Annotated in this window: 24 protein-coding genes, 2 tRNA genes and 1 other annotated feature; of the genes, 18 read left to right on the plus strand and 8 right to left on the minus strand. The window is 60.2% G+C overall.

Annotation, left to right across the window (positions count from 1 at the left end):
- Nucleotides 1-3 precede the first annotated feature (3 nt).
- The 5 genes from H8S02_RS10595 (at nt 4) to H8S02_RS10615 (ending at nt 3,728) form a co-directional block, all read left to right on the plus strand.
- On the plus strand, nt 4-870 hold the full coding sequence (locus H8S02_RS10595) for an NAD(P)H-hydrate dehydratase (protein ID WP_186970495.1): 867 nt from the start codon (nt 4-6) through the stop codon (nt 868-870).
- Nucleotides 871-889: 19 nt separating this feature from the next.
- A complete protein-coding gene (locus tag H8S02_RS10600; RefSeq protein WP_186970496.1) occupies nt 890-1,453 on the plus strand; it encodes a hypothetical protein in 564 nt (187 codons plus the stop codon).
- A gap of 26 nt (nt 1,454-1,479) precedes the next feature.
- The gene (alr, locus tag H8S02_RS10605) at nt 1,480-2,601 is read left to right on the plus strand and encodes an alanine racemase (RefSeq protein WP_186970497.1); all 1,122 of its coding nucleotides are present in this window, start codon (nt 1,480-1,482) and stop codon (nt 2,599-2,601) included.
- Nucleotides 2,602-2,746: 145 nt separating this feature from the next.
- Nucleotides 2,747-3,109, plus strand: coding sequence for a type II toxin-antitoxin system PemK/MazF family toxin (locus H8S02_RS10610; RefSeq protein ID WP_118686287.1), 363 nt, complete (start codon nt 2,747-2,749; stop codon nt 3,107-3,109).
- Nucleotides 3,110-3,179: 70 nt separating this feature from the next.
- Nucleotides 3,180-3,728 (plus strand): hypothetical protein, encoded by a 549-nt coding sequence (locus H8S02_RS10615; protein WP_186970498.1) that lies wholly within the window; start codon nt 3,180-3,182, stop codon nt 3,726-3,728.
- A gap of 3 nt (nt 3,729-3,731) precedes the next feature.
- Here the strand turns inward: H8S02_RS10615 and H8S02_RS10620 are convergent, their stop codons facing one another.
- A complete protein-coding gene (locus H8S02_RS10620) occupies nt 3,732-5,042 on the minus strand; it encodes a DUF1015 domain-containing protein (RefSeq protein ID WP_186970499.1) in 1,311 nt (436 codons plus the stop codon).
- Nucleotides 5,043-5,251: 209 nt separating this feature from the next.
- Here H8S02_RS10620 and ptsP point away from each other — a divergent pair, with 209 nt between their 5' ends.
- A complete protein-coding gene (ptsP, locus tag H8S02_RS10625) occupies nt 5,252-6,967 on the plus strand; it encodes a phosphoenolpyruvate--protein phosphotransferase (RefSeq protein ID WP_186970500.1) in 1,716 nt (571 codons plus the stop codon).
- Between the two features lie 117 nt (nt 6,968-7,084).
- Entirely contained in the window at nt 7,085-7,669 is a 585-nt protein-coding gene (locus tag H8S02_RS10630) for a hypothetical protein (RefSeq protein ID WP_186970501.1), read from the plus strand.
- 42 nt (nt 7,670-7,711) lie between these two features.
- Here H8S02_RS10630 and H8S02_RS10635 read toward each other — a convergent pair whose 3' ends face one another.
- The gene (locus tag H8S02_RS10635; protein ID WP_186970502.1) at nt 7,712-8,824 is read right to left on the minus strand and encodes a C40 family peptidase; all 1,113 of its coding nucleotides are present in this window, start codon (nt 8,822-8,824) and stop codon (nt 7,712-7,714) included.
- 46 nt (nt 8,825-8,870) lie between these two features.
- Complete coding sequence (locus tag H8S02_RS10640) at nt 8,871-9,170, minus strand: hypothetical protein (RefSeq protein WP_118686293.1); 300 nt, start codon at nt 9,168-9,170, stop codon at nt 8,871-8,873.
- A gap of 394 nt (nt 9,171-9,564) precedes the next feature.
- Between H8S02_RS10640 and mtaB the strand changes: the two genes are divergently transcribed.
- The 10 genes from mtaB (at nt 9,565) to H8S02_RS10690 (ending at nt 17,505) form a co-directional block, all read left to right on the plus strand.
- Entirely contained in the window at nt 9,565-10,842 is a 1,278-nt protein-coding gene (mtaB, locus tag H8S02_RS10645) for a tRNA (N(6)-L-threonylcarbamoyladenosine(37)-C(2))-methylthiotransferase MtaB (protein WP_186970503.1), read from the plus strand.
- Nucleotides 10,843-10,970: 128 nt separating this feature from the next.
- The gene (locus tag H8S02_RS10650) at nt 10,971-11,108 is read left to right on the plus strand and encodes a hypothetical protein (protein ID WP_186970504.1); all 138 of its coding nucleotides are present in this window, start codon (nt 10,971-10,973) and stop codon (nt 11,106-11,108) included.
- Nucleotides 11,109-11,323: 215 nt separating this feature from the next.
- Nucleotides 11,324-11,887, plus strand: coding sequence for an elongation factor P (gene efp / locus H8S02_RS10655; RefSeq protein WP_118686295.1), 564 nt, complete (start codon nt 11,324-11,326; stop codon nt 11,885-11,887).
- A gap of 54 nt (nt 11,888-11,941) precedes the next feature.
- Nucleotides 11,942-12,017: transfer RNA gene (locus H8S02_RS10660), tRNA-Val, on the plus strand.
- Between the two features lie 4 nt (nt 12,018-12,021).
- Nucleotides 12,022-12,097, plus strand: a tRNA-Val gene (locus H8S02_RS10665).
- Nucleotides 12,098-12,233: 136 nt separating this feature from the next.
- Nucleotides 12,234-12,695 carry an NfeD family protein gene (locus H8S02_RS10670; RefSeq protein ID WP_186970505.1) on the plus strand — a complete coding sequence of 154 codons (462 nt, stop codon included), beginning with the start codon at nt 12,234-12,236 and terminating at the stop codon, nt 12,693-12,695.
- Between the two features lie 3 nt (nt 12,696-12,698).
- A complete protein-coding gene (locus H8S02_RS10675) occupies nt 12,699-13,616 on the plus strand; it encodes an SPFH domain-containing protein (protein ID WP_186970506.1) in 918 nt (305 codons plus the stop codon).
- 196 nt (nt 13,617-13,812) lie between these two features.
- Nucleotides 13,813-14,083 (plus strand) — a binding site (T-box leader).
- Nucleotides 14,084-14,192: 109 nt separating this feature from the next.
- Nucleotides 14,193-15,935 (plus strand): carbon starvation CstA family protein, encoded by a 1,743-nt coding sequence (locus H8S02_RS10680; protein ID WP_186970507.1) that lies wholly within the window; start codon nt 14,193-14,195, stop codon nt 15,933-15,935.
- A 147-nt stretch (nt 15,936-16,082) separates the two neighbouring features.
- Complete coding sequence (gene moaC, locus H8S02_RS10685; protein WP_186970508.1) at nt 16,083-16,559, plus strand: cyclic pyranopterin monophosphate synthase MoaC; 477 nt, start codon at nt 16,083-16,085, stop codon at nt 16,557-16,559.
- 19 nt (nt 16,560-16,578) lie between these two features.
- A complete protein-coding gene (locus tag H8S02_RS10690) occupies nt 16,579-17,505 on the plus strand; it encodes an XdhC family protein (RefSeq protein ID WP_186970509.1) in 927 nt (308 codons plus the stop codon).
- A 55-nt stretch (nt 17,506-17,560) separates the two neighbouring features.
- Here the strand turns inward: H8S02_RS10690 and H8S02_RS10695 are convergent, their stop codons facing one another.
- Together H8S02_RS10695 and H8S02_RS10700 are read right to left on the minus strand one after the other, a co-directional pair.
- Nucleotides 17,561-18,028 carry a zinc-ribbon domain-containing protein gene (locus H8S02_RS10695; RefSeq protein WP_186970510.1) on the minus strand — a complete coding sequence of 156 codons (468 nt, stop codon included), beginning with the start codon at nt 18,026-18,028 and terminating at the stop codon, nt 17,561-17,563.
- A gap of 20 nt (nt 18,029-18,048) precedes the next feature.
- Nucleotides 18,049-19,509 (minus strand): hypothetical protein, encoded by a 1,461-nt coding sequence (locus tag H8S02_RS10700; protein WP_186970511.1) that lies wholly within the window; start codon nt 19,507-19,509, stop codon nt 18,049-18,051.
- 166 nt (nt 19,510-19,675) lie between these two features.
- Between H8S02_RS10700 and H8S02_RS10705 the strand changes: the two genes are divergently transcribed.
- Nucleotides 19,676-19,894, plus strand: a complete 219-nt coding sequence (locus H8S02_RS10705; RefSeq protein ID WP_186970512.1) for a hypothetical protein — start codon at nt 19,676-19,678, stop codon at nt 19,892-19,894.
- Nucleotides 19,895-19,949: 55 nt separating this feature from the next.
- Here the strand turns inward: H8S02_RS10705 and H8S02_RS10710 are convergent, their stop codons facing one another.
- The 3 genes from H8S02_RS10710 to H8S02_RS10720 form a co-directional block, all read right to left on the minus strand.
- Entirely contained in the window at nt 19,950-20,135 is a 186-nt protein-coding gene (locus H8S02_RS10710) for a ferredoxin (protein WP_118686723.1), read from the minus strand.
- A gap of 184 nt (nt 20,136-20,319) precedes the next feature.
- Complete coding sequence (locus H8S02_RS10715; protein ID WP_186970513.1) at nt 20,320-20,547, minus strand: hypothetical protein; 228 nt, start codon at nt 20,545-20,547, stop codon at nt 20,320-20,322.
- A 65-nt stretch (nt 20,548-20,612) separates the two neighbouring features.
- Nucleotides 20,613-21,926 (minus strand): amidohydrolase family protein, encoded by a 1,314-nt coding sequence (locus tag H8S02_RS10720; protein WP_186970514.1) that lies wholly within the window; start codon nt 21,924-21,926, stop codon nt 20,613-20,615.
- Nucleotides 21,927-21,943: the final 17 nt, after the last annotated feature.

The following is a 21,943-nucleotide window of genomic DNA, read 5'->3' on the forward strand; positions in this document are numbered from 1 at the left end:
GAGATGAAAGAGCTTGACTGGGAGTATATCGACGCGCTCATGCCGCGAAGGGCGGCGGAGAGCAACAAAAACGACTACGGCCGCATTCTTTGCGTGTGCGGCTCGGCAGGATATACGGGCGCGGCGTTCTTCGCGGCGCAGGGCGCGGTGCGCATGGGCAGCGGCGTGGTGACGCTCGCCGTCCCCGAGCGGGCGTGGCCCGTGCTCGCGGTCAAGCTCAGCGAGCCGGTCGTGCGGCCGCTCCCGTGCACGGAGGACGGCCCGTTCTCCGTCCGGGCGCTCCCGCGGCTGCTCGAGCTGGCGGAGCACGCGGACGCGCTGCTCATCGGCTGCGGACTCGGCCGCTCGGACGAGGTGACTGAGGTCGTGTGCACGCTGCTGCGCGAGGCCGCGTGCCCGATCGTGCTGGACGCAGACGGCATATTTGCGCTCGCGCAGCATAAGGATATACTGCGCCGGACGGCCAGGCCGCTCGTCATGACGCCGCACGCAGGCGAATTTGCCCGTCTGTCGGGGAAAAAGCAGATGCAGCCGGAGGAGCTGTGCGCCTTTGCGCAGGAAAACCGCTGCACGGTGCTCTACAAGGCGCACCGCACGCTGATCGCCGCGCCGGACGGACGGCTGTTCCGCAATCATACGGGCAACCCCGGCATGGCGAAGGGCGGCAGCGGCGATACGCTCGCCGGCATGCTGGTCTCGCTCATCGGGCAGGGACTCGCGCCGGAGGACGCGGCCTGCGCCGCGGCATGGCTGCACGGCGCGGCAGGCGACAGCGCCGCGAACCGGTACGGCGAGTACGGCATGACGCCGACCGACCTGCTCGCGTGCCTGCCCGGAGTCACGCGCCGATATAACACAAGGGAGTGGTGAACTGAAACGATGGCTGCCTTTGCTGCTGCTCACCGCGCTGCTGTGCGGCTGCGGAACAGACGAAAACAGCGGCAAGGATGTGCGTGCGCACTATGAGAATATCAGCGGATTTTCGGCGCATGTAAAAATTTTATCCGAAACAGATGATTTTACTATGGCGTTTGAGCTGGATTACGCCTATAATAAAGAGGATGTCGATGTTTTCACGATCACCGCACCCGAGTCGGTTTCCGGGGTATCGGGCCGCATCGCAGGGGACAGCGAAGCGACGCTCGCCCTGCAGTATGACGATCTGGTGCTCGACGACGCGCGGCCGGTCCGGCCGGGCATGACGCCGGCGGATGCTGTGTTCGGCGTTGTGTGCGCGCTGAGAGATACGCCGGCGGACGAAAGCTGGCGCGAGAGCGCGGACGGCACGGCACTCACCGTGCTGCACTACCGAAGCGAGAGCGGAGACGAAACCATCGAAAAACTGGTCTGGCTGCGCGAGGACAACATGCAGCCGGTCTATGCCGAGCTTTTCGCGGACGGAACGCGCGAGCTGAGCATCCGGTTTACATCGTATCAGGAAAACGGCGGATAACGCCGAAAATCAGGGGATGAAGAAAAATGCAGCCAAACAAGCATCGCACCTGGGCGGAGATCGACCTCGGTGCCATCGAACATAACTACCGCGTCATCTGCGAGGCCGCGAAAGCGCCCGTGCTGTGCGTGGTCAAGGCGGACTGCTACGGCCACGGCGCTGTGCCGGTCGCAAACCGCCTGCAAAGCATGGGCGCGCCGTATTTCGCGGTCGCGACCGTGCCGGAGGCAGTTGAACTGCGCGAAAACGGCATCGAAAAGCCGATCATTATCCTCGGCTACATCGACGCCGCGGATATGGACACTGTTGCGGAATACGGCATCACCGCGCCGGTCTACGACGAGGAGACCGCCGAGCTGCTGTCGGCGGCGGCCGTCCGCACGGGCCGCGACATCACCGTGCACTACAAGCTCGACACCGGCATGACCCGTATCGGCTTCCCGTCGTGGGAGCGCGAGGAGACCGTTCGCCGCATTCTCGAGTGCGCGAAAAAGCCGGGCCTCAGGAGCGAGGGCATCTTTACGCACTTCGCGGTGGCGGATGTGCCGTCGGGCGAGAAATACACCGAGATGCAGTATGACCGCTTCCGCGGCGTATGCGAGGGTCTGGCGGAGAACGGCCTTGACCTGCCGCTGCGCCACTGCGCGAACAGCGGCGCGATCCAGAGCTACAGGAAGATGCACTGCACGATGACCCGCGCCGGCATCATCCTGTACGGCTACCGTCCGGATGCCTCGGTGCCGCCGGTGCTCGACCTGAAGCCCGCCATGACGGTCAAGGCGCGCGTGGTGCAGGTGCGCGACATTCCGGCGCACACGACCATCAGCTACGGCCGCACATTTGAGACCGGCGAGCCGACGCATATGGCGGTCGTTTCGGTCGGCTATGCAGACGGCTTTCTGCGCACGGGCTCGGGAAAGGCGCACGTTGTTCTGGACGGCAGGCTCGCGCCTGTCATGGGCCGCATCTGCATGGATATGTGCATGGTGCGCATCCCGGAGGGCGCGCAGGTGCACCGCGGCGACGAGGTCACGGTGTTCGGCCCGGGCGCGTGGACGGCGGAGGATGCCGCCGAGGCCGCCGGTACGATCTCGTATGAGGTGCTGTGCGCGGTCAGCCGCCGCGTGCCGAGGTACTGCATCGGTTAAAATCGCATAGAATGAAGCGGGGAAGCAAATCTGCAAAATTGCATCCTCGCTTTTTTCTGTTCCCGGCTATAATTTTCGCACAGCATGGGGACAATAGGTTTGCACCCGAAAGGGACGCGAATCTATGAGCGGAGAGTGACTGAATATGGACAGCAGCATTAAACGCGGCGATATTTACTATGCAGACCTCAGTCCGGTGGTCGGGAGCGAGCAGGGCGGAGTGCGTCCGGTGCTGATCGTGCAGAACAACGTCGGCAACCGGTACAGCCCTACCGTCATAGCCGCTGCCATTACATCGCAGGTGAACAAGGCGAAAATGCCGACGCATATTTCGCTCGGCGCACCGAACTACGGACTGACCAGGGACTCGATCATTCTGACCGAGCAGATCCGGACGCTCGATAAGCGCCGTCTGCGCGAAAAAATGGGTACGCTCGACGAGCGGGCGATGCGCCATGTGGATGAAGCACTGGCGGTCAGCTTCGGTCTGGGCAGCGTACAGGGCTGAGGTTCTAACAGAAAACGAGACCGCGTACCTTGTAATACGACGGTCTCGTTTTTCTTATGGGGGGATGTGCATGCGGACGGCGGTGTATTTTGAAGGGCGGAGGGCAGGCTCGCTCGACTGGCGGCAGGAGCCCGGCGGCGTGCGCGCCGTGCTCGACTGCGAGCTCTGCTCTGCGTGCATCCTGCGCGTTTATGCGGAAACAGAGGGAGCCGCGCCGCTCTATGTCGGTCTGCCCGAGCCGCAGGGCGGCAGGCTGCGCCTTGCAAGGCGTCTGTCGGCCGAAACACTGCGGCAGGCCGGATGGACAGGGAAAGAACCGCTGCGCGTGTATCTGGCCGAGCGGCAGGAGCAGGCGCCGCGTGTCGAGCCGGAGAAACGTGCGCCGCGCACCGAGCCGCCGCGCACCGGGGACGCAGTGCTTGACGCGCTCATCGAGGCGGGCGCAGTCAGCGCGGAGCGGACGGAGAATGGGGTCTGTCTGTCCTGTCCGTTTTCGCCGCACGAGCCGTTCGCCCTCGCGCCGGCCTTCGTGCTGTGCCGCGCGGAGCAGGGGAGAGCGGTGCTCGACTGGAAAACAGAGGGCGCAGCCGAACCGGCTGCGCCCTCAGAAATGGATTGATTTTTACTTTACGATAGCCTTTGCTTCGAGGTAGTAGCGCTTCTCGTGCGCTTCGCCCATGGAGAAGGTCTTGCGCGGCAGCACGCCGTCGAATACAACGCCGCGGAACAGGTCGTTCTTGGCGATGTCCGGCAGGATGAAGCCGAAGTTGCCCTTCTTCTCGGCGAGCGAGACGACAACGTCCGCGCCGTGAATAAAGTCGATCTTGACGTCCTTGTGCTCGGCGAGGAAGGCGTCCAGGCCGGTCTGGATGGTCGCGACCGGGATGGCCCACTTCGGGTCCTCGACAACGAATACGCCGTTCTTCTCTGCGGAGACGAACGGATAGAAGTGTGCGCCCTCGGTCTCCGGCGCGTTGTCCGCAACATATGCTTTGCAGCCCTGTGCCTCATAGAACGCGGTGAGAGACTTCAGCAGCTCCTCGCCGTCTACGCCGAACAGTGCGCGGTGGATCGGCTCGATGATGATGCTCTCGTCGTGGATGTTGACGATCTCCGCGAGCGCGAAGCGAGCCGGATGGTTTTCCTGCTCCTCGGGGGTCAGCCCCTTCTTGACCTCCTCCCAGTATGCCTTGGCGGTAGCCATGGAGTGGTTGCCGTCACCGACTGCGTAGGGGAGGAGCGCCTGCGCGTCCGTGCAGCCGTACTTCGCGTTGAAGGTCTCGCGGTCGCACAGCGCCTCCAGACCGCTCTCGATCGCGTCGGTGTCCTTGCCCTGCGGAATGAACCAGCCGGTGATATGGCCGCCGTTCTGCATGAGATCGGTATCATACAGCTTGGAAAAGGAGCCGGTCTTTTCGAACAGCGGCTCGATGATCCTGCGGTCGGGGTCGTCGATGAGGATCATGATGTGCGGCAGCTCGAGGCAGGCGCCCTCGCGCACCTTCAGACGGGGCGGGATGCGCTCAACGACCGTCTTTTCGGTCGGGCGGATAAGAGATGCCGAGCCGGGGGTGTACTCGTAGGCCTCCAGGTCGACCGCGAGCACGATGCCGCGGCGCGGCGCCGAGCCGCCGGACCAGCGTTCGGTCAGTACTGCGCCGGCAGGCAGGGTGCGCAGCGTGCCGTCCTGCACGTACTGCTGCATGGTCTTGTGGATGCGCTCGATATGGGACGCGACGTCTGCGTCCTCGAGATAGACCTCAGGCAGGGTCAGACGCAGCGTAGACGGTGCGTCGCCGACGATGCGGTCGGTCTCCGCCCAGTATTCGGGCTGAGAGGTGTACTGGTCACAGGCGATGACCGCCCATTTGGACAGGTCGGTGCCCTCGCGGGGCATCATGATTTCGGGAATTCGTGTGCAGCGATTTGCCATTGGGATAGTCCTCCTTACAGGGATAACATATGTCTTTAGTATAGCAGAAAATCCGCGATATGGCACAGAAAATATCGAAGGATGCAACATTTTTTTGAGAATGCTCAGATGCACTTGACGAAAACGACAATATAACGTACAATTAGAGTGGTAAAATTGTAAGGAATTACAGGAAAGACAAGACGCATGAGAGTGGAGGAAGGAAAGATATGTTGAAAATCAAGGCGATCGGCGTTTCCGAGGGTCTCGCGCGCGCAAAGGCGCTCGTGATCCGGGACGTCGACCTGACTGTGGTAAGAAATACGGTCACGGACATCGAAGCGGAGCAGCAGCGCGCACTGGAGGCGGTCGAAAACGCCAAGGCGCAGATCGCGGCGCTGCGGGACGAGACCGAGAAGAATATCGGCCCGAAGGAGGCGGAGATCTTTGACGCGCATCTGATGATGCTCGAGGACCCGGATTTCGTCGAGGGCATGACGAATGAGATCGCAGACGAGAGCGTGTGCGCGGAGTTTGCGTGCATGGTCAACTGCGAGAATTTTCAGGCGATGTTCCGCGCGATGGATGACGAGTATATGCAGGCGCGCGCCGCCGACATCGGCGATATTTCGATGCGCGTGCTCAAAAACCTCAAGGGCATCGCGGAAAATCCGCTCGACACGATCACCGAGCCGTGCATCGTCGTCGCGAACGATCTCACGCCGTCGGATACCGCGAAGATGGGCGGCAAGCCGGTCGTCGGCTTTATCACGAAGATCGGCGGCCGCACGAGCCATTCGGCCATCATGGCGCGTTCGATGGGCATTCCGGCGGTCGTCGGTGCGGGCGAAAAGCTCGACCCGATCGAGGACGGCATGGAGCTGCTGATCGACGGCGCAGCCGGCGAGCTGATCGCACAGCCGGACGAGGAGACGCTCGTGAAGTTCGCGGAAAAGAAGGCGAAGGATGATGAGCGCCGCGCAATGCTCGCGGCGTTCCGGGACCGTCCGGGCGAGACGAGCGACGGCCGCCGCATCATCATCGAGGGCAACATCGGCACGCCGGGCGACGCGGTGCGCGTCATGGAGCTGGGCGGCGAGGGTGTCGGCCTGTTCCGCTCGGAATTCCTGTTCATGGACCGTCCCGATCTGCCGAGCGAGGAGGAGCAGTTCCAGGCGTATAAAAAGGCGGTCGAGACCATGGACGGCCGTCCGGTCATCATCCGCACGCTCGACATCGGCGGCGACAAGGAGGTTCCGGCGCTCGATCTGGAAAAGGAGCAGAATCCGTTCCTCGGCTACCGCGCCATCCGTATCTGCCTCGACCGCACCGACCTGTTCCTCGTACAGCTGCGCGCGCTGCTGCGCGCCGCCCGGTACGGCGACCTGCGCATCATGTTCCCGATGATCTCGTCGGTCGACGAGCTGCGCAACGCGAAGCAGGTGCTCCGCGAGGCGAGGGATCTGCTCGACGCAGAGGGCGTAGACTATAACCCGAACGTCAAGGTCGGCATCATGGTCGAAATCCCGGTCGCGGCGGTCTGCGCGGATGTGCTCGCGCAGGAGGCGGACTTTTTCTCCATCGGCACGAACGACCTCATTCAGTATTCGTGCGCGGTCGACCGCATCAACGAGAAGATCTCGTACCTCTACCGTCCGCTCCATCCGGGCGTGCTGCGGCTGATCGCCATGACCGCGAAGGCGGCGAACGAAAACGGCATCGAGTGCGGCGTGTGCGGCGAGATGGCTGGCACGCCGGGCATGGCGAGCGTGCTGTGCGGTCTGGGCGTGACCAATCTGTCCATGTCGGCGTCCGCGATGCCGGCGGCCAAGGCAGACCTTGCGGCGCATTCGTATGCGGAGTGCCGCGAGCTGGCGCAGAGGCTGTTGAAAACCGCAAGCGCGGAGGAGGCGGAGGATATCTTCGCGGAGTGGCGCGGCGAATAAGCATATAACACAGGAAAGACCATCCGGAACCGAAAAAAACGGCCCGGATGGTCTTTTTATGTATAGATTTCTTATAGACGGCATATACTGGACTGTCAGCCGGAGGGAGGAAGGAACATGGGAGAGGAGAAAAGCGCGCGGTATACCATCATTCTCGGCGTCTGCCTGCTGCTGTGCCTGCTGATGCTCGGCAGGATGCTGGTCGGGCGGTCGGAGAGCGAAGCGCCGCCGGACGGCACCGAACCGGTCGAGACCGTGCCCGAGGAGCAGCAGGAGCCGCAGCTCTCGCTTGTGATGACGATGAGCGAGAGTGATCTGGCGAATTTCCTGCTGCAATACCTGCCGTTTACGCCGCGCGGCCTTGCGGTAAGCATCGGGGCGGACGAAACCGCGTCGATGTCCATGAGTGTCGACAGGGCGGAGCTGGAGGAGAGCGGTCTGCTCACCGGCCATTTCCGCGCCGCGGCGCAGCTGCTGCCCGAGCGGTGCTCGCTTGCCGGTAAATGGGGCGTCCGGGCGGAGCAGGGCAGGCTGCAGTTTACCTGCCTGAGCGCGCAGCTGAACGATGCTGACCTGCCGCAGACGGCGGCGGAGCTTGTGACGGACGCCATGGCGAATGCGCTGAACCGCAAGCTCGAAGAGCTGAATGTCGCGCCGCAGCGCCTTGCATGGAGCGACGGCGAGATAGAGATCTATGCATGAAAAAAGCACCGGCCTCGAAGGAGGTCGGTGCAGATTGTTCCATCAGTCGAAGATCACGCGGCCGCCGCCCTGGAAACGGGTAGCGTAGGAGCCGCTGAGCGAGTCATACTTGACGACGTCGCCGGTGTGCGGTGCGTGGATGAACTGGCCGTCGCCGACATAGATGCCGACATGGCTGATCGAGTAAGCACTGCTGCCGAAGAATACCAGATCGCCCGGCAGAAGCTCGTCACGGGAGACGCGGGTCGTGGTGTCGAACTGCGCCTGCGCCACGCGCTCGATCGAGCAGACCGTGTTCTTGTAGACGTAGGACGTAAAGCCGGAGCAGTCAAAACCGGACGGGGTGCTGCCGCCGTAGACATACGGAACGCCGAGGAACTTCGCGGCGTAATCCAGAACTGCGGTGCGCTTTGCGCTCAGACCGGAGTAGGATGCCATGTTGGCGGACGAGGATACCGAAGTGGTTATGTAGTCGGCCTTGATGTAGCCGGACTTGCCGTTAACCGAAACCTTGTACCAGCCGTTCTCCTTGGCGCCCAGCGTAACGGCGGTGCCGTTTGCGAGGGATGCCAGAATACCGGACGAGGTGTTCGCCTCGGCGCGGAGATTGACGGTCGAGGAGCAGGATACCTTGCCTGCGGTGGCCGCCGGAGCGGACGCCGTGGTGCCGGCGGAAGCGGAAGAGCTGCTTACCTGAACATAGTCCGGGTGAACGTAGCCGGTCTTGCCGTTAACCGAAACCTTGTACCAGCCGCCGCTGACACCCGTGATGGTGACGGCAGTGCCGTTCGACAGGGACGTGAGAATGCTGGACGAGGTGTTCGCTTCGCTTCTGAGGTTGACGGTAGAAGAGCAGGTGATCTTGCCGGAGCCGACGGAGAAGTCGGTCGCGGTCGTGCCGGTCAGGTAAGAGCCGCTTACGTAGCCTTCCTTGCCGTCAACGATCACCTTGTACCATTCGCTGCTGTTGTTCGTTACCGCTACGGTCGTGCCCTGAGAGAGCGTCGCAATGACGCTGCCGCCGGGTGCAGAACGCAGGTAAAGCGAATCTGCCTTGACCTTGGCCTGATACACAGCCAGCGAGCTGGGGAGCAGCATGGATGCGGTCAGTGCACCGGAAACGAGCAGTCGAAACAGTGTTTTGGTGGATTTCATAATAAGCCTCCGTTTTTAGTCGGAAAGTTGTGCGCCGTTGAGCCGCTTATCTGCTGCCCAGTGCGCGGTCGAGCCAGATCGAGGCGATGTCCATCGCGCTCCACAGGCTGTTCTTCTCGGTTTTCTTTACGATACGGTCCTTGTTGCGGACGTTCGCGCCGGTCTGCTGAAGCTGTACGGAAACACGCTTTGCAACCGGAAGATCCTTCATGTCAGCGGAGTCAAGGATCTGCATCATGATGATATGGGAGTCACTCATCGAACCGTAGTAGATGATGTTGTCCTTACGCATCAGAGGATGTCCCTTGTATTCCAGAAGGTCATTCTTCTTGCTGGTGGTAGGCATTTTCTGCACTCCTTATAGTCTGCACATAGTTACAAAATGGTTACATTTCAAAGTTACATTACGGTTACAGTATAACACGCTGATATAGCTTTGTCAAATGTTCTTTTTCAAAATGTCATAAAAGTTCCTTAAAACCGCAAAAGCAAACGTTTTCGACCGGTTTTGCGTGATGCGCCGGAGGGTATACGAAACGTAATACAGGAAAAATGCACAGCGGAAGGGTTACAGATGCGCCTGTTCACAAAAATGTAACAATTACCCGAAACGCCGTTCCGAGCACCGCCGCGCTCTTCACTCTTTCCCGTGTTTGTGCTACAATAAACAGAAGCAAGAATGAAGAGAAGTCTGTCGGAAAAACGCAGTTTTTCGACAGGCTTATGAAGAGGAGTACGGCATGAAATTTGCTTTCTTTACGCTCGGCTGCAAGGTCAATCTGTTCGAGACGCAGGCGCTCTCGCAGCTTGCCGCCGAGCGCGGACACGAGATCGTAGACAGCGGCGCGGATGCGGTCATCATCAACACCTGCACGGTCACATCGGTCTCCGACCATAAAAATATCCGCGCGTTCCACAGACTCCGCCGGGACAACCCCCGCGCGGTCATCGCGGCGTGCGGCTGCTTTGCGCAGATCGACCCGGAGCGCGTACAGGCGACCGGCGAGGTCGATATCGTCTGCGGTACGCAGGACCGCGCACAGATCATTGAGCGCTGTGAAGCGGCGGTGCAGGGCAGAGAAGCGGCTCTGCCGCAGGGAAGCGGCGGCTATGAGTCTCTGCCGGCCGGCATTCCGCAGGGACGCACACGCGCCCTCCTTAAAATAGAGGATGGCTGCAACAACTTCTGCACCTACTGCATCATTCCATACGCGCGCGGCCGGGTACGCTCGCTGCCGCCGGAGCAGGCGCTTGCCGAGGCACGACGCCTCGGCGCGGCAGGCGTGCACGAGATCGTGCTGACGGGCATCGAGATCGCCTCCTACGGCCGCGACCTTGCGCCGCGTCTGACGCTCACCGATCTGCTCGAGCAGCTGCTCGGGGCGCTGCCGGACATCCGGTTTCGTCTCGGCTCGCTCGATCCGCGCATCATAGATGAAGCGTTCTGCGAGCGGCTGCGCGGCTTTGACAACCTCGCCCTGCATTTCCATCTGTCCATGCAGAGCGGCTGCGACAGCGTGCTGGAGCGCATGGGGCGCAGATATACGTCGGCTGAGTTCCATGCGTGCTGTGAGCGCCTGCGGCGGGCCTTCCCTGACTGCTCGATCACGACCGACCTCATCGTCGGCTTCCCGGGCGAGACTGAGGAGGAATTTGAAACCACGCTGCGCTTTCTGGAGAAATGCGCGTTCGCGTCGGTGCACGTTTTCCCGTACTCGCCGCGCGAGGGGACGAAGGCGGCGGATATGCCGGGGCAGCTCGATAAAACGGTCAAAACAGAGCGCGCCGAACGGGCGAAGCGCGTCGCGGTTGTGCTCAGCGAGAACTGCCGCCGCGGCTTTATCGGACGGGAACTTGAGGTGCTTCCGGAGCACCCGGCGGGCGGTGTGTGGGCCGCGCACGGACGCTATGGCTTTCCGATATATATAGAAGGGGAGCAGGTGCACAAAAACCAGCCGCGCCGCGTGCGTCTCACTACCTTATATAAGGATGGCCTCAAGGGCGAAATCGTTGAGTAATGCGATTGCCGGCGAAACGTCAGCTTCGCGACAGTCAGTAACCAAAGCGGAGCCTCCTCCATAGAATGAAGTGTAAGCGGTGCGGCGCAGGAGCCGCGCGCTGATCATTCTGACAGGAGGAAATACACATGTGCAACTCGAATTCTCTCTGGGGCGATAACTGGCTTTGGTGGATCATCCTTATCATCATCCTGATCTGGGTATGCGGCGGTCAGAACGGCTGCTGCGGCGACAACAATAACTGCTGCGGCGGCTGCGGCTGCTGAGTCACGCGCGGCGCTGTCCCGTGAGAAGGGGCGGCGCCGCCTTTTCCGTGTGCGCCGCTCCGGCTGAAAACGCAGTTTTTGTCACACTCGGAAAAAAATCGGGAAAATTTCAGATTTCCTCTTGCCAAAGCGGGGGAAGTGTGGTATTCTAAATAAGCACTGTTCGGGGGCGAACTCTGAACGGAAATTTGGAATTATGATTTTGGAGGATACCGATTATGACCGCAGGTGAATTTCGTAACGGCGTAACTTTTGAAATGGACGGTCAGGTACAGCAGGTTATTGAGTTCCAGCATGTAAAGCCGGGCAAGGGCGCTGCTTTTGTTCGTGTCAAGATGAAGAACGTCGTAACCGGTGCGGTTACTGAGACCTCCTTTAACCCGACTGCAAAGTTCGAGGAAGCTTTTGTAGAGCGCCGCGAGATGCAGTATCTGTACAATGAGGGCGACCTGTACTACTTCATGGACAACGAGACCTACGAGCAGATCCCGATCAGCAAGGACACTCTGGGCGACGACTTCCGTTTCGTGAAGGAGAACGAGAACGTTAAGGTTCTTTCCTACAAGGGCAGCGTATTCGCTGTTGAGCCGCCGCTGTTCGTTGAGCTCGAGATCACTGAGACCGAGCCGGGCGTTAAGGGCAATACCGCTACCAACGTACTCAAGCCGGCTACCGTAGAGACCGGTGCTGTCGTCAAGGTTCCGATCTTTATCGAGCAGGGTGAGCGCATTCAGATCGACACCCGTACCGGTGAGTATCTGGGTCGCAGCAAGAAGTAAGGTCACAACTGAAAACTGGTCACAGGGGACGGCAGTCCGCTGCCCCCTGTATTTGGACATTTAGCTCAGCTGGAAGAGCATCCGCTTGACGTGCGGAAGGTCAGCGGTTCGAACCCGTTAATGTCCACCAACCTGGACATTTAGCTCAGCTGGAAGAGCATCCGCTTGACGTGCGGAAGGTCAGCGGTTCGAACCCGTTAATGTCCACCAGTTCTGGAGCGCTGTTTGATGCAGCGCTCTTTTTCTTTGCGTAAAAATTGTTCAGGCTGCCGAAAAAATCCGTGCTGTAACTATACTTTTCTCTCGGGTTATGCTATACTGATGGAAAAGGAAGGGAGGATAGAGCATGTTGTTTGGCATAGACAGCCTGTATTTCTGGCTGGCTGTCATCATTATCAGCATCGCGGCGGAGGCGGCGACGCTTGGTCTGTGCGGCATCTGGTTCGCGGCCGGCGGCGCGGCGGCGCTCGTCGCGGCAACCTTCGGCGCATCTATATGGATGCAGCTCGTGATTTTTGTCCTGCTGTCCGCAGTCATGCTGCTGCTCGTGCGTCCGCTGTTCAGCCGCTTCCTCAAGGCGGGCAGACAGGCGACAAATGCCGACCGCATCATCGGTCAGAGCGCCGTGGTCACTGAGCCGATCGACAATCTGGCGGAGACCGGCGCGGTGCGCGTGCTCGGCAAGGAATGGACCGCGCGCACGAAGGACGGCACTCCCGTTCCTGCCGGAGCCAGAGTGACGATCCTCGAAATTCGCGGCGTCAAGGCAATCGTTCAGAAAATCGAAACCAACGGAGAAAAGGAGTAAAGTATGCCCTTGTTTTTCATCGGACCCCTGATCTGGATCGTTCTGCTGATCCTGCTCATCGCGTTCATCGCGAGCAATATCGTTATCGTCCCGCAGGCGCGCGCCTACGTCATCGAACGTCTGGGCACCTACCGCGATACCTGGAACACCGGCCTGCATTTCAAGGTGCCGCTGTTCGAGCGCATCGCGCGCAAGGTAACGCTCAAGGAGCAGGTCGTTGACTTTCCGCCGCAGCCGGTCATCACCAAGGACAACGTAACCATGCAGATCGACACGGTCGTTTATTTCCAGATCACCGACCCGAAAATGTTCACCTACGGCATTGAAAGCCCGATGGCGGCGATCGAAAATCTGACCGCGACCACGCTGCGAAACATCATCGGCGACCTCGAGCTTGACCAGACACTCACCAGCCGCGACATCATCAACACCAAGATGCGCGCGATCCTGGACGAGGCGACCGATGCCTGGGGCATCAAGGTCAACCGCGTCGAGCTGAAGAACATCATTCCGCCGGCTGCTATTCAGGAGTCGATGGAAAAGCAGATGAAGGCGGAGCGCGAGCGCCGCGAGGCTATTCTGGTCGCGGAAGGCAAAAAGCAGTCCGCCATTCTGGTCGCAGAGGGCGAAAAGGAAGCGGCCGTTCTGGCGGCTGAGGCGACCCGGCTTTCCAAGATCAAGGAAGCGCAGGGCGAAGCAGAGGCGCTGCTCGCCGTGCAGAAGGCGCTTGCGGATTCTATCGCGCTGCTGAACGATGCGGCGCCGTCCGAGCAGGTCATTCGCCTCAAGTCGCTCGAGGCGTTCGGCAAGGCAGCCGACGGCAAGGCGACCAAGATCATCATTCCGAGCGAGATCCAGAGCCTTGCGGGCCTTGCCTCCTCGTTCAAGGAAGTCATGACCGAGCCGAAAGACAGCAAGTAAACCAGAAAAATTTGGGGACTCTCCATAAACGGGAGTCCCTTTTCTTGTGCAGAGTTGCTGAAATTTGTGCGAAAAATACACAAAAAAGAATGTGAGAATTTGGCTTGAATTTATACGGCCTGCCGAAAATAGACAAAAAGGTCCGAAAGTGATTGACAAACGCCGCGCGAAGTTCTATGATGAATTCGTCAAAAGGATAAATGCTTTGAACAGGACACGGTTTCCCGCATCACCGCTTTCAGAAAGCCGCCGGTCGTGCAAGACGGCAGCAAGGCGCGGAGAAATTATCCCCTGCGAGCAGCTCGAACGAAAGGCAGAAGTAGTTCGAGACGGAAGCCTCCGTTACAGGGTCACGCTTTCCGGCGCAGCGGCACCGGGCGGCGGATGAGCGGCCGGATTTTTTCCGGCAAGCAGAGTGGTAACGCGGAAGCGCAGCCGACTGAGTCGGAAATGCCTTCGTCTTTGCAGGTTCTCCCGAAGGGGAGAGCAGACAAAGACGAGGGCTTTTTTTGTATCTGCCGTGCACGCTCATTGACAGGAAAGCCGCAAATCCAAACGGAAAAGAGAAGAAAAACCATGAACACACTTACAATCGTGCTGATCGCGGCTGTTGTTCTCGCCTGCGCCTATGTATTCTACGGACGCTGGCTCGCGAACAAATGGGGCATCGATCCCAAGACTAAGACCCCGGCTGTCGAGTTGAACGACGGAAAGGACTTCGTTCCGACCAACGGCTGGACGGTATTCAGCCATCAGTTTTCGTCTATCGCAGGCGCCGGCCCTGTAACCGGCGCAATTCAGGCCGCAGCCTTCGGCTGGCTGCCGGTGCTGCTCTGGGTGCTGATCGGCGGTGTATTCTTCGGCGCGGTCGCGGACTTTGGTGCGCTGTACGCCTCGGTCAAGAACAAGGGCAAGTCGATGGGCATGCTGATCGAGAAGTATATCGGCAGGACCGGCCGCAAGCTGTTCCTCGTATTCTCGTGGATCTTCTGCTGCATCGTCATCGCGGCGTTCGCTGATATGGTAGCCGGTACGTTCAACGCCTTCACGGCCAGCGACGCAGGCGTCATGGAGCTGTCTCCGGCGGCTCAGACCAACGGCGCTGCCGGCATGGTCTCGATCATGTTTATGGTGTTCGCCGTTGTATTCGGCCTCATCCAGAAGAAGTTTGACTTCAAGGGCTGGAAGGAAGCCGTTCTCAGTATCGTATTCATCATCCTGTCCTTTGTCATCGGCGCAAACTGCCCGCTGATCTTCGGCAAGGCGGCATGGAGCTACATCACCTTTATCTACATCTTCTTCGCAGCAGTCCTCCCGATGTGGCTGCTCAAGCAGCCGCGCGACTACATGACGACCTTCATGTTCATCTGCATGATCGCCGGTGCGGTCGTCGGTCTGGTCGTTGCGCATCCGACCATGAACCTGCCGGTATTCACCGGCTTCACCAACGAAAAGCTCGGCACGATGTTCCCGATCCTGTTCGTCACGGTTGCGTGCGGCGCGGTTTCCGGCTTCCACAGTCTGGTTTCCTCCGGTACGTCCTCCAAGACCATCGAGAATGAAAAGGATATGCCGAAGGTCGGCTACGGCGCCATGGTGCTGGAAAGCCTGCTGGCAGTTCTCGCGCTGTGCGTTGCCGGTGCGGCTGCCGCAGCAGACGGCACTCCGGCGGCTGGCACGCCGTTCCAGGTATTCAGCAGCGGCGTTGCGGGCTTCTTCGAAATGTTCGGCGTTCCGGTCTATGTCGCGACCGTATTCATGACCATGTGCGTTTCCGCTCTGGCGCTGACCAGTCTGGACGCAGTTGCCCGCATCGGCCGTATGAGTTTTCAGGAGCTGTTCTCGGTCGATGACATGGAGCACGCAGAGGGCTGGAGAAAGCTGTTCTGCAACGTCTATTTCTCGACCATCCTTACCCTTGCGTTCGGCTATGTGCTGACCAAGGTCGGCTATGCCAACATTTGGCCGCTGTTCGGTTCGGCAAACCAGCTGCTGAGCGCTCTGGTGCTCATCACGCTGTGCGTATTCCTCAGAGTCACCGGCCGCAGCAACAAGATGATATTCCCGCCGCTGATCATCATGCTGTGCGTCACCTTCACCGCTCTGGTGCAGCGCCTGCTTGCGATGGTAAAGGCGATCTCTGCGGCAGCCTCGACGACGATCCCGGCAGGCGAGACCACCTGGGGCGCGGTATTCATCGCAAATGGTCTCCAGCTCATCCTCGCAGTCCTGCTGATCGTGCTCGGTCTGACGATCGTTATCCACTCGTTCAAGGCCTATGCAAAGAGCGAAAAGGACAGCGAAAGCGCAAAAGCATAAGACAGACCGTAAAAAGTCTGACGAAATAAGAAGTTTTTCGGCTGTAACATGAAAAAACCCGGCTTTCTTTCGAGAAGGCCGGATTTTTCTTTTTGCCGCCGATATGCTATAATGGTATCATCAAGCAAAAGCAACGGAGGCGAAAGCATGGAACTGACTCATCTGGACGAAACGGGTGCGGCGCGCATGGTGGACGTAGGAGAGAAGGCGGTGACGCGGCGCACGGCCTGCGCACAGTCGGTCATTACGATGAAGCCGGAGACGCTGTGCATGATCTGCGAGGACCGCGCGCCGAAGGGCGATGTTTTCGCGTGCGCGCGCATTGCGGGCATCATGGCCGCGAAAAAGACGAGCGAGCTTATCCCGATGTGCCATCCCATCCCCATCGAGAGCGTGAAGATCGACATTGAAGCCGTCTCGGACACGCAGGTTCGCATCATCAGTACGCTGCGCTGCTCGCACAAGACCGGCATCGAGATGGAGGCGCTGACAGCGGCTTCCATCGCAGCGCTGACGATCTACGATATGTGCAAGGCGGTCGACCGCGGCATGCGCATCGACCAGACGCTGCTGCTGCACAAGGACGGCGGCAGGAGCGGAGAATACAGCAGGACGAACGAATAAGCCGCAGGGAGCGAGAAATATGAACCTTTTAGAGCAATTTCAGACCATAAGGGAAAGCGCAGAGCACGGCCTTGCATCGGCGCTGCATTTCGAGGCGGAGGGCGCGGAGCTTGTGCGCAGCTTCCGACCGAATGAGCGGCTGATCCTGCTCGGCGGCGGCAATATCGCGCAGCCGCTCTGCCGCTACGCTGCCGACCTCGGCTTTTCGGTCATCGTAGCGGACGACCGTCCGACCTTCGCGAACCGGCCGCGCTTTCCCGAAGCGCACACGGTGTACTGCGACCGGTTCGAGAACGCGATCGACCGGATCGGTATCGGTGCGGGCGATTACGTCGCGGTCATCACGCGCGGGCACCGCTATGATGCGGACTGCCTGCGCAAAATCCTGAGCGGCACGATGCCGAAATATCTCGGCATGATCGGCTCGAAGCGGCGCACAGCCGGTCTGCTGAACCTGCTCGAGGGCGAGGGCTTCGACCGGGCGCAGCTGGACGCCATCCATACGCCGATCGGTCTGGACATCGGCGCGCTGAGCGTCAAGGAAATTGCGATTTCCATCGTCGCGGAGCTGATCGCCTGCCGCCGCGCGGACACAAACCGCCGCTCACACAGCAGCATCATGACGAGCGAGGACATCGACCTGCCGCTGCTGCGCTATGTCGCGGACGAGAGAATCGACAAGGTGCTGCTGCTCGTGTACGATACGAGCGGCTCGACGCCGGTGAAATCCGGCGCATTTATGGCGGTGGACAGCTCGACGAAATTCATGGGTACGATCGGCGGCGGATGCAGCGAGAGCGCCGTCCTGCGGCAGGCTTACTACCTCATCGGCACGGGCGAAAGCAGGAGCGTCTCGATCGATATGTCGAACGATGTGGCGGAAAAAGAGGGCATGGTCTGCGGCGGACAGATGAAGGTGCTGCTCGCGGATCTCTCAAAGAGATAAGAAAAAGACGAACGATACCGGTCTCTCACGGAGTATCGTTCGTCTCTTTTTTGCTTTATAGCGGAAGGGGAACGCTATGCGTCTGCCCGTTTTCCGTCCAGTGCACCTCATTATCCTGCACGAACAGGCCGGTGCAGCGGCGGCCGCCTGCGTTCAGAAAGACCGCGCGCCCATCCTGCGTCAGAAGATACAGGTTGTTGTAGTAGTCCTCGGCAGCGCGGTTGGCGGCGGTGTGGCCGAATACGAAGCCGACCATTGCACCGTTCTCCAGCCGAACATAATTTGTGAAATCGAAGCCGGAATAGGGGGCCGAGGCGAGTTCGGAAGCCCGCATGCGCTCGCGGTCGTGCTGGTAGGCAGGCGTTTCAGTATACGCGCCGCCCGGATAGAGCGTGTCGCAGGACAGGTATTTTCTGCCGGGCAGACAGCAGCCGCTCTGTGCGGGCGCGGCTGCCGCACCGAGCGGCGTACCGCAGTACATGCAGAATTTCGCGCCGTCCGGCAGCGCCTTTCCGCAGTTCATACAAAACATAGGGTCTCTCCTTATTTCATGTAGGCAGTGATGCCGTTCGCGTCCATCCATGCGCGCTTGTGCTGCATCAGCAGATCAAGCACGGGATCGGTGCGCGAAAATCGGTCGCTGAGGTATTTCTGGAGCTTGAACAGGTCGTCATAGGTGAGGTAGGGGTAGTCTGTGTTTCCGTATTCGCCGTCCTGCGAGACCTGATAATGCAGGTTGCCGTCCGGAAGGACCCAGTCCTCGCCGGTCTCATCGACCGCGAGCAGCATCCTGTCGGCGAGCGCGGAAAGACTGTCGTCCGCGAGCGCGTCCGAAGCCCTGTACAGGAACAGGATCTCCGCGAGCTGATGATTGAGGCTCGTGTGCGAGACACTGGACATGCCCTCATGCCAGTAATCCGGGATAAACCAGCCGCCGAGACCGGTCTCAGAATGATAATTCTCCGCGAAATCCTTGAAAAAGCCGCAGTAGCGGCGGAGCGAATCCCGATAGATATCCGAGGGGAAGCGGTACTCCGCAAGAAGCAGCAGACCTGCAAATTCCGTGTTGAAGCGCGTATCAAAGAAACCGGCGCCGATGCCGTATTCGCTTTCGAGCCATGTACTGCCCGACAGCGTCGGCCAGCAGCCGTCATCACTCTGCTCGGAGATCATGGTATCGAGCATGGCGATGCTGAGGTCGCGCGCCGTGCGGGTCGAGCCGGCCTGATAGAGAAAGCTCCTGATCATATAGGAGGCGGCATTGCGGAAGAAAACGCGGTTTCCGGTCGGGATGTAGGTCTCGGGGGAGGGAGTGTAGTAGCCGTCGAAGCACCAGCGGCCGTCACCGGCGTTGCGGTAGTTGCTCCAGAGCGCCGGAATGCCGTCGCGCGTCCAGTCGATGCCGCTGCTGTCCGCGACGGTCAGAAAGGTGAAATCCGCTGTGCTGCTGCCCTTCATGCGCGGCGTGCAGAACGTCAGCCGCCAGCCGTTTTTCGTCTGGTCCGCTTCGATCCAGCCGAGCCAGTTGTCCGCAAGCTGGCGGGAGCCGTTTTCACGGAACGCCCAGACCTGCGGCGTGTAGCACAGCGCGGAAAAATCGCGGCCGGTGAGGAAAAAGGCGGTGTTGGAATGATATTTTCCGGTGCGGATGGGTTCGTCGTGCCAGATCTGCCCGTCAAACCACCGCACGGAGAGCGTGTCGTCTGCGATTTCGGTGGACCAGATGGCGCGGGAGCGCAGGGTACGGTGTGCGGTCTGAAAGCTGCCCATGACGCAGCGGTCCTCGCCTCCGAGCGTCCAGCCGCGCAGCAGAAGGACGCTGCTGCCCTGCGGAAGGCTGGTCCGGCTGACCTCGACGGTCTCCTCGCCGGCTTCGTATGTATCCGCGACTGTGCCGAACAGTGCGTCAGCCTGTGCGCCGAAGCGCAGCGGCGTGCGGCAGACGCAGAGTGCGAGAATGACCGGAATCGCAGCAAACAGGCAAATTCGTTGCAGTAATTTCAATCCTCTGTTCTCCTTTGGAAAGGTCGAAGCCGCTTTCGCGAAAAAAGAAAGCGGCGGCATGCTGTGCAATCAGTATAGCACAGAACATGGAAAAAGGCAACCATTGACGAACGGCGTGCGGCTTGGTATTATGAAAACATAACAAACGTAAAAGGGGAGAGCAGACATGGCACAGATCATTGAATTCGGCGCCGCGCCCGACATCGACGCGATGGACGCCGCCGCGCTCCGGGATTATCTCGCGGAGATACGCGAACGCATCGCGCGCCTCGACGAGGACGAGCCGGAGGACATGGCGTCCGAGGCATACGACGAGTGGAGCGAACAGCACGAAAAGCTCGAGGACATCGCGGACGATATTCTCGACCGCCTTGAGGAGCAATAAGAGAAAAAGCCGGAGAGCAGGGAACAGAATCCCAGACTCTCCGGCTTTTCTGCTGTCAGTCCGTCCACGAGATCGCCGCGGTGGGGCAGGCGTCGATGGCCTCCTGCACGGCGCTGCGGTTTTCCTCCGCCGTATCGAGCGCATAAGCCTTGCCGACGTCGTTCAGCTCGAACACGGCAGGCGCAATATTGGTGCACAGGCCGCAGCCGATGCAGGCATCATCGTTTACACAAGCGTTCACAGAGATCCGCCTCCTTTTCGGGAGAAGTATAACCGGAAGGGAGGGGGATTATTCGCGGAAGAAAAATCTGTAAAGTGCAAACAGGAGCAGCAGGTACAGCGCAGCGGTGCGGAGGGCAAGCAATCGAAGTGTCGGAAAGAGGTCATCACGCCAGTTGACAGCGTGCCGGGCGAAAACCGTTCCATTACCAGTCCGGCGTACCGGAGACCGGCATGCTGTCCGGGCGGAGACCGTGTTCAGACAGATAGGTTTCCACATCGTGCGGCGCGTGTATGGTCCAGAGAAATGCGCTGTCCAGGGCAGCGGTTCTTGCCTTTTGCACGCCGAAATACACGAACGGTGCGAGAAGCAGCGCGAGCGTTACCGCGGCGAGCATAGTCTGCCGCGCGGCTTTGCTGAACCGTTTTTTCATATGATCCCCTCCGTCAGAAGAATTGTCCTATCCTGCTGAAAGTATACCATAAAACGGCGCAGAAATCATCCGAGTTTTCGCGAGCGGGCGGCGGTTTTCCGGACGGGTGCGGCCGTGCGGCGGTCGAGTACCAGACGGCCCTCCGACCATACCGCGCAGACGTTCGCGGCGGTCATCGTGTACAGCGCGCGCTCGAGGCGCTCGGACAGGCTGAGCGCCCGCGGCGTTTCCGTAAAATCGCGGTCGTCGACCACAACGGCGTGCAGACGGTCGCCTGCGGCGAAGCCGTTTCCGGCGCCGAAATAGCGGTGGCCGGATGTCGTGCCGAGGTAGTACGCCTCGGGGACGGTCAGAAAAGCCGGCTTTTCCGGGTCGGTAAAGCGGCGGATCTTGGAGGCGCGGATGCTCATCGTGACCATCTGACTGCCGGAAAGCGACGAGCCTGCGGCGATGTCCGAGCCGAGCGTGACCCAGAGGCCTTCGTTCAGCATCTGCCGCACCGGCGCGATGCCGCTGCACAGGTTGATGTTGGAGTCCGGGCAGTGCGCGACGACAACACCGGCCTGACGGATGGCGCTGCGCTCGCGTGCATCCGAGTGGACGCAGTGCGCCATGATGGTGCGGTCCTTCCACAGACCGAATTTATCGTAGCTCTCCCAGTACTGCGCGCAGTCGGGGTGCAGCTCACGCACCCACGCGATCTCATCGAGGTTTTCCGAAAGATGCGACTGCACATACAGACCCTTTTCCGCAGAGATCTTTCCGAGCGCGGCCATCAGCTCATCCGTGCAGGCAGGGGTGAAGCGCGGTGTCAGGATAGGCTTGATGCGGGTGAAGCGGCTGCATTCTGCGAGCCAGCGCAGCGTTTCGCGGATGGACTCTTCGGTGGTCTCCTGAAGATTTTCGCCGCCGTTGCGATCCATGTTTACCTTGCCGACAAAGCCGGTCACGCCCGCACGTTCCAGCTCCTCCATCAGCACGAGCGTTGCGTCCGTATGCAGGGAGGAGAACATGCACACGCGTGTGGTGCCGTTCGCGATGAGGTCGCGCGCGAGTCTGCGGTAGACGCGGCGCGCGTAGCTGAGGTCAGCGAATTTCGCTTCGACCGGGAAGGTGTAGGCTTTCAGCCAGTCGAGCAGCGGCAGATCCATGCCCGTGCCGACGTTCGGGAACTGCGGCGCGTGCAGATGCATATCAGCGAATGACTGCATGATGAGCTTTCCGGTGCAGTCGAATACCTCGCCGTCGAAATCCTGCGGCTGCTCGTGCAGCACCTCGCAGATCGTGCCGTCGTCGTCAAGCAGCAGCGCGCCGTCCGGGATGGTCTCGAGTGCTCCGAGCGCAGGCGCGTGGACGATGTCGCCCTTCAAAAGTTTCATATTTTTTCATCCTTTCC

The sequence above is a fragment of the Agathobaculum hominis genome (assembly GCF_014288055.1).
GTDB classification, from domain to species: Bacteria; Bacillota; Clostridia; order Oscillospirales; family Butyricicoccaceae; genus Agathobaculum; species Agathobaculum hominis.

Excerpts from the sequence above, each read along its gene's own strand:
- H8S02_RS10620 (WP_186970499.1), bottom strand. The coding sequence starts at position 5,042 with ATGGCAAATCGCTGCACACGAATTCCCGAAATCATGATGCCCCGCGAG.
- H8S02_RS10695 (WP_186970510.1), bottom strand. The coding sequence starts at position 18,028 with ATGAACTGCGGAAAGGCGCTGCCGGACGGCGCGAAATTCTGCATGTAC.
- H8S02_RS10630 (WP_186970501.1), top strand. The coding sequence starts at position 7,085 with ATGGGAGAGGAGAAAAGCGCGCGGTATACCATCATTCTCGGCGTCTGC.
- H8S02_RS10650 (WP_186970504.1), top strand. The coding sequence starts at position 10,971 with ATGTGCAACTCGAATTCTCTCTGGGGCGATAACTGGCTTTGGTGGATC.
- H8S02_RS10670 (WP_186970505.1), top strand. The coding sequence starts at position 12,234 with ATGTTGTTTGGCATAGACAGCCTGTATTTCTGGCTGGCTGTCATCATT.
- moaC (WP_186970508.1), top strand. The coding sequence starts at position 16,083 with ATGGAACTGACTCATCTGGACGAAACGGGTGCGGCGCGCATGGTGGAC.
- alr (WP_186970497.1), top strand. The coding sequence starts at position 1,480 with ATGCAGCCAAACAAGCATCGCACCTGGGCGGAGATCGACCTCGGTGCC.
- H8S02_RS10705 (WP_186970512.1), top strand. The coding sequence starts at position 19,676 with ATGGCACAGATCATTGAATTCGGCGCCGCGCCCGACATCGACGCGATG.
- H8S02_RS10715 (WP_186970513.1), bottom strand. The coding sequence starts at position 20,547 with ATGAAAAAACGGTTCAGCAAAGCCGCGCGGCAGACTATGCTCGCCGCG.
- ptsP (WP_186970500.1), top strand. The coding sequence starts at position 5,252 with ATGTTGAAAATCAAGGCGATCGGCGTTTCCGAGGGTCTCGCGCGCGCA.
- H8S02_RS10720 (WP_186970514.1), bottom strand. The coding sequence starts at position 21,926 with ATGAAACTTTTGAAGGGCGACATCGTCCACGCGCCTGCGCTCGGAGCA.
- mtaB (WP_186970503.1), top strand. The coding sequence starts at position 9,565 with ATGAAATTTGCTTTCTTTACGCTCGGCTGCAAGGTCAATCTGTTCGAG.
- H8S02_RS10675 (WP_186970506.1), top strand. The coding sequence starts at position 12,699 with ATGCCCTTGTTTTTCATCGGACCCCTGATCTGGATCGTTCTGCTGATC.
- H8S02_RS10680 (WP_186970507.1), top strand. The coding sequence starts at position 14,193 with ATGAACACACTTACAATCGTGCTGATCGCGGCTGTTGTTCTCGCCTGC.
- H8S02_RS10635 (WP_186970502.1), bottom strand. The coding sequence starts at position 8,824 with ATGAAATCCACCAAAACACTGTTTCGACTGCTCGTTTCCGGTGCACTG.
- H8S02_RS10640 (WP_118686293.1), bottom strand. The coding sequence starts at position 9,170 with ATGCCTACCACCAGCAAGAAGAATGACCTTCTGGAATACAAGGGACAT.
- H8S02_RS10610 (WP_118686287.1), top strand. The coding sequence starts at position 2,747 with ATGGACAGCAGCATTAAACGCGGCGATATTTACTATGCAGACCTCAGT.
- H8S02_RS10690 (WP_186970509.1), top strand. The coding sequence starts at position 16,579 with ATGAACCTTTTAGAGCAATTTCAGACCATAAGGGAAAGCGCAGAGCAC.
- H8S02_RS10615 (WP_186970498.1), top strand. The coding sequence starts at position 3,180 with ATGCGGACGGCGGTGTATTTTGAAGGGCGGAGGGCAGGCTCGCTCGAC.
- H8S02_RS10595 (WP_186970495.1), top strand. The coding sequence starts at position 4 with ATGAAAGAGCTTGACTGGGAGTATATCGACGCGCTCATGCCGCGAAGG.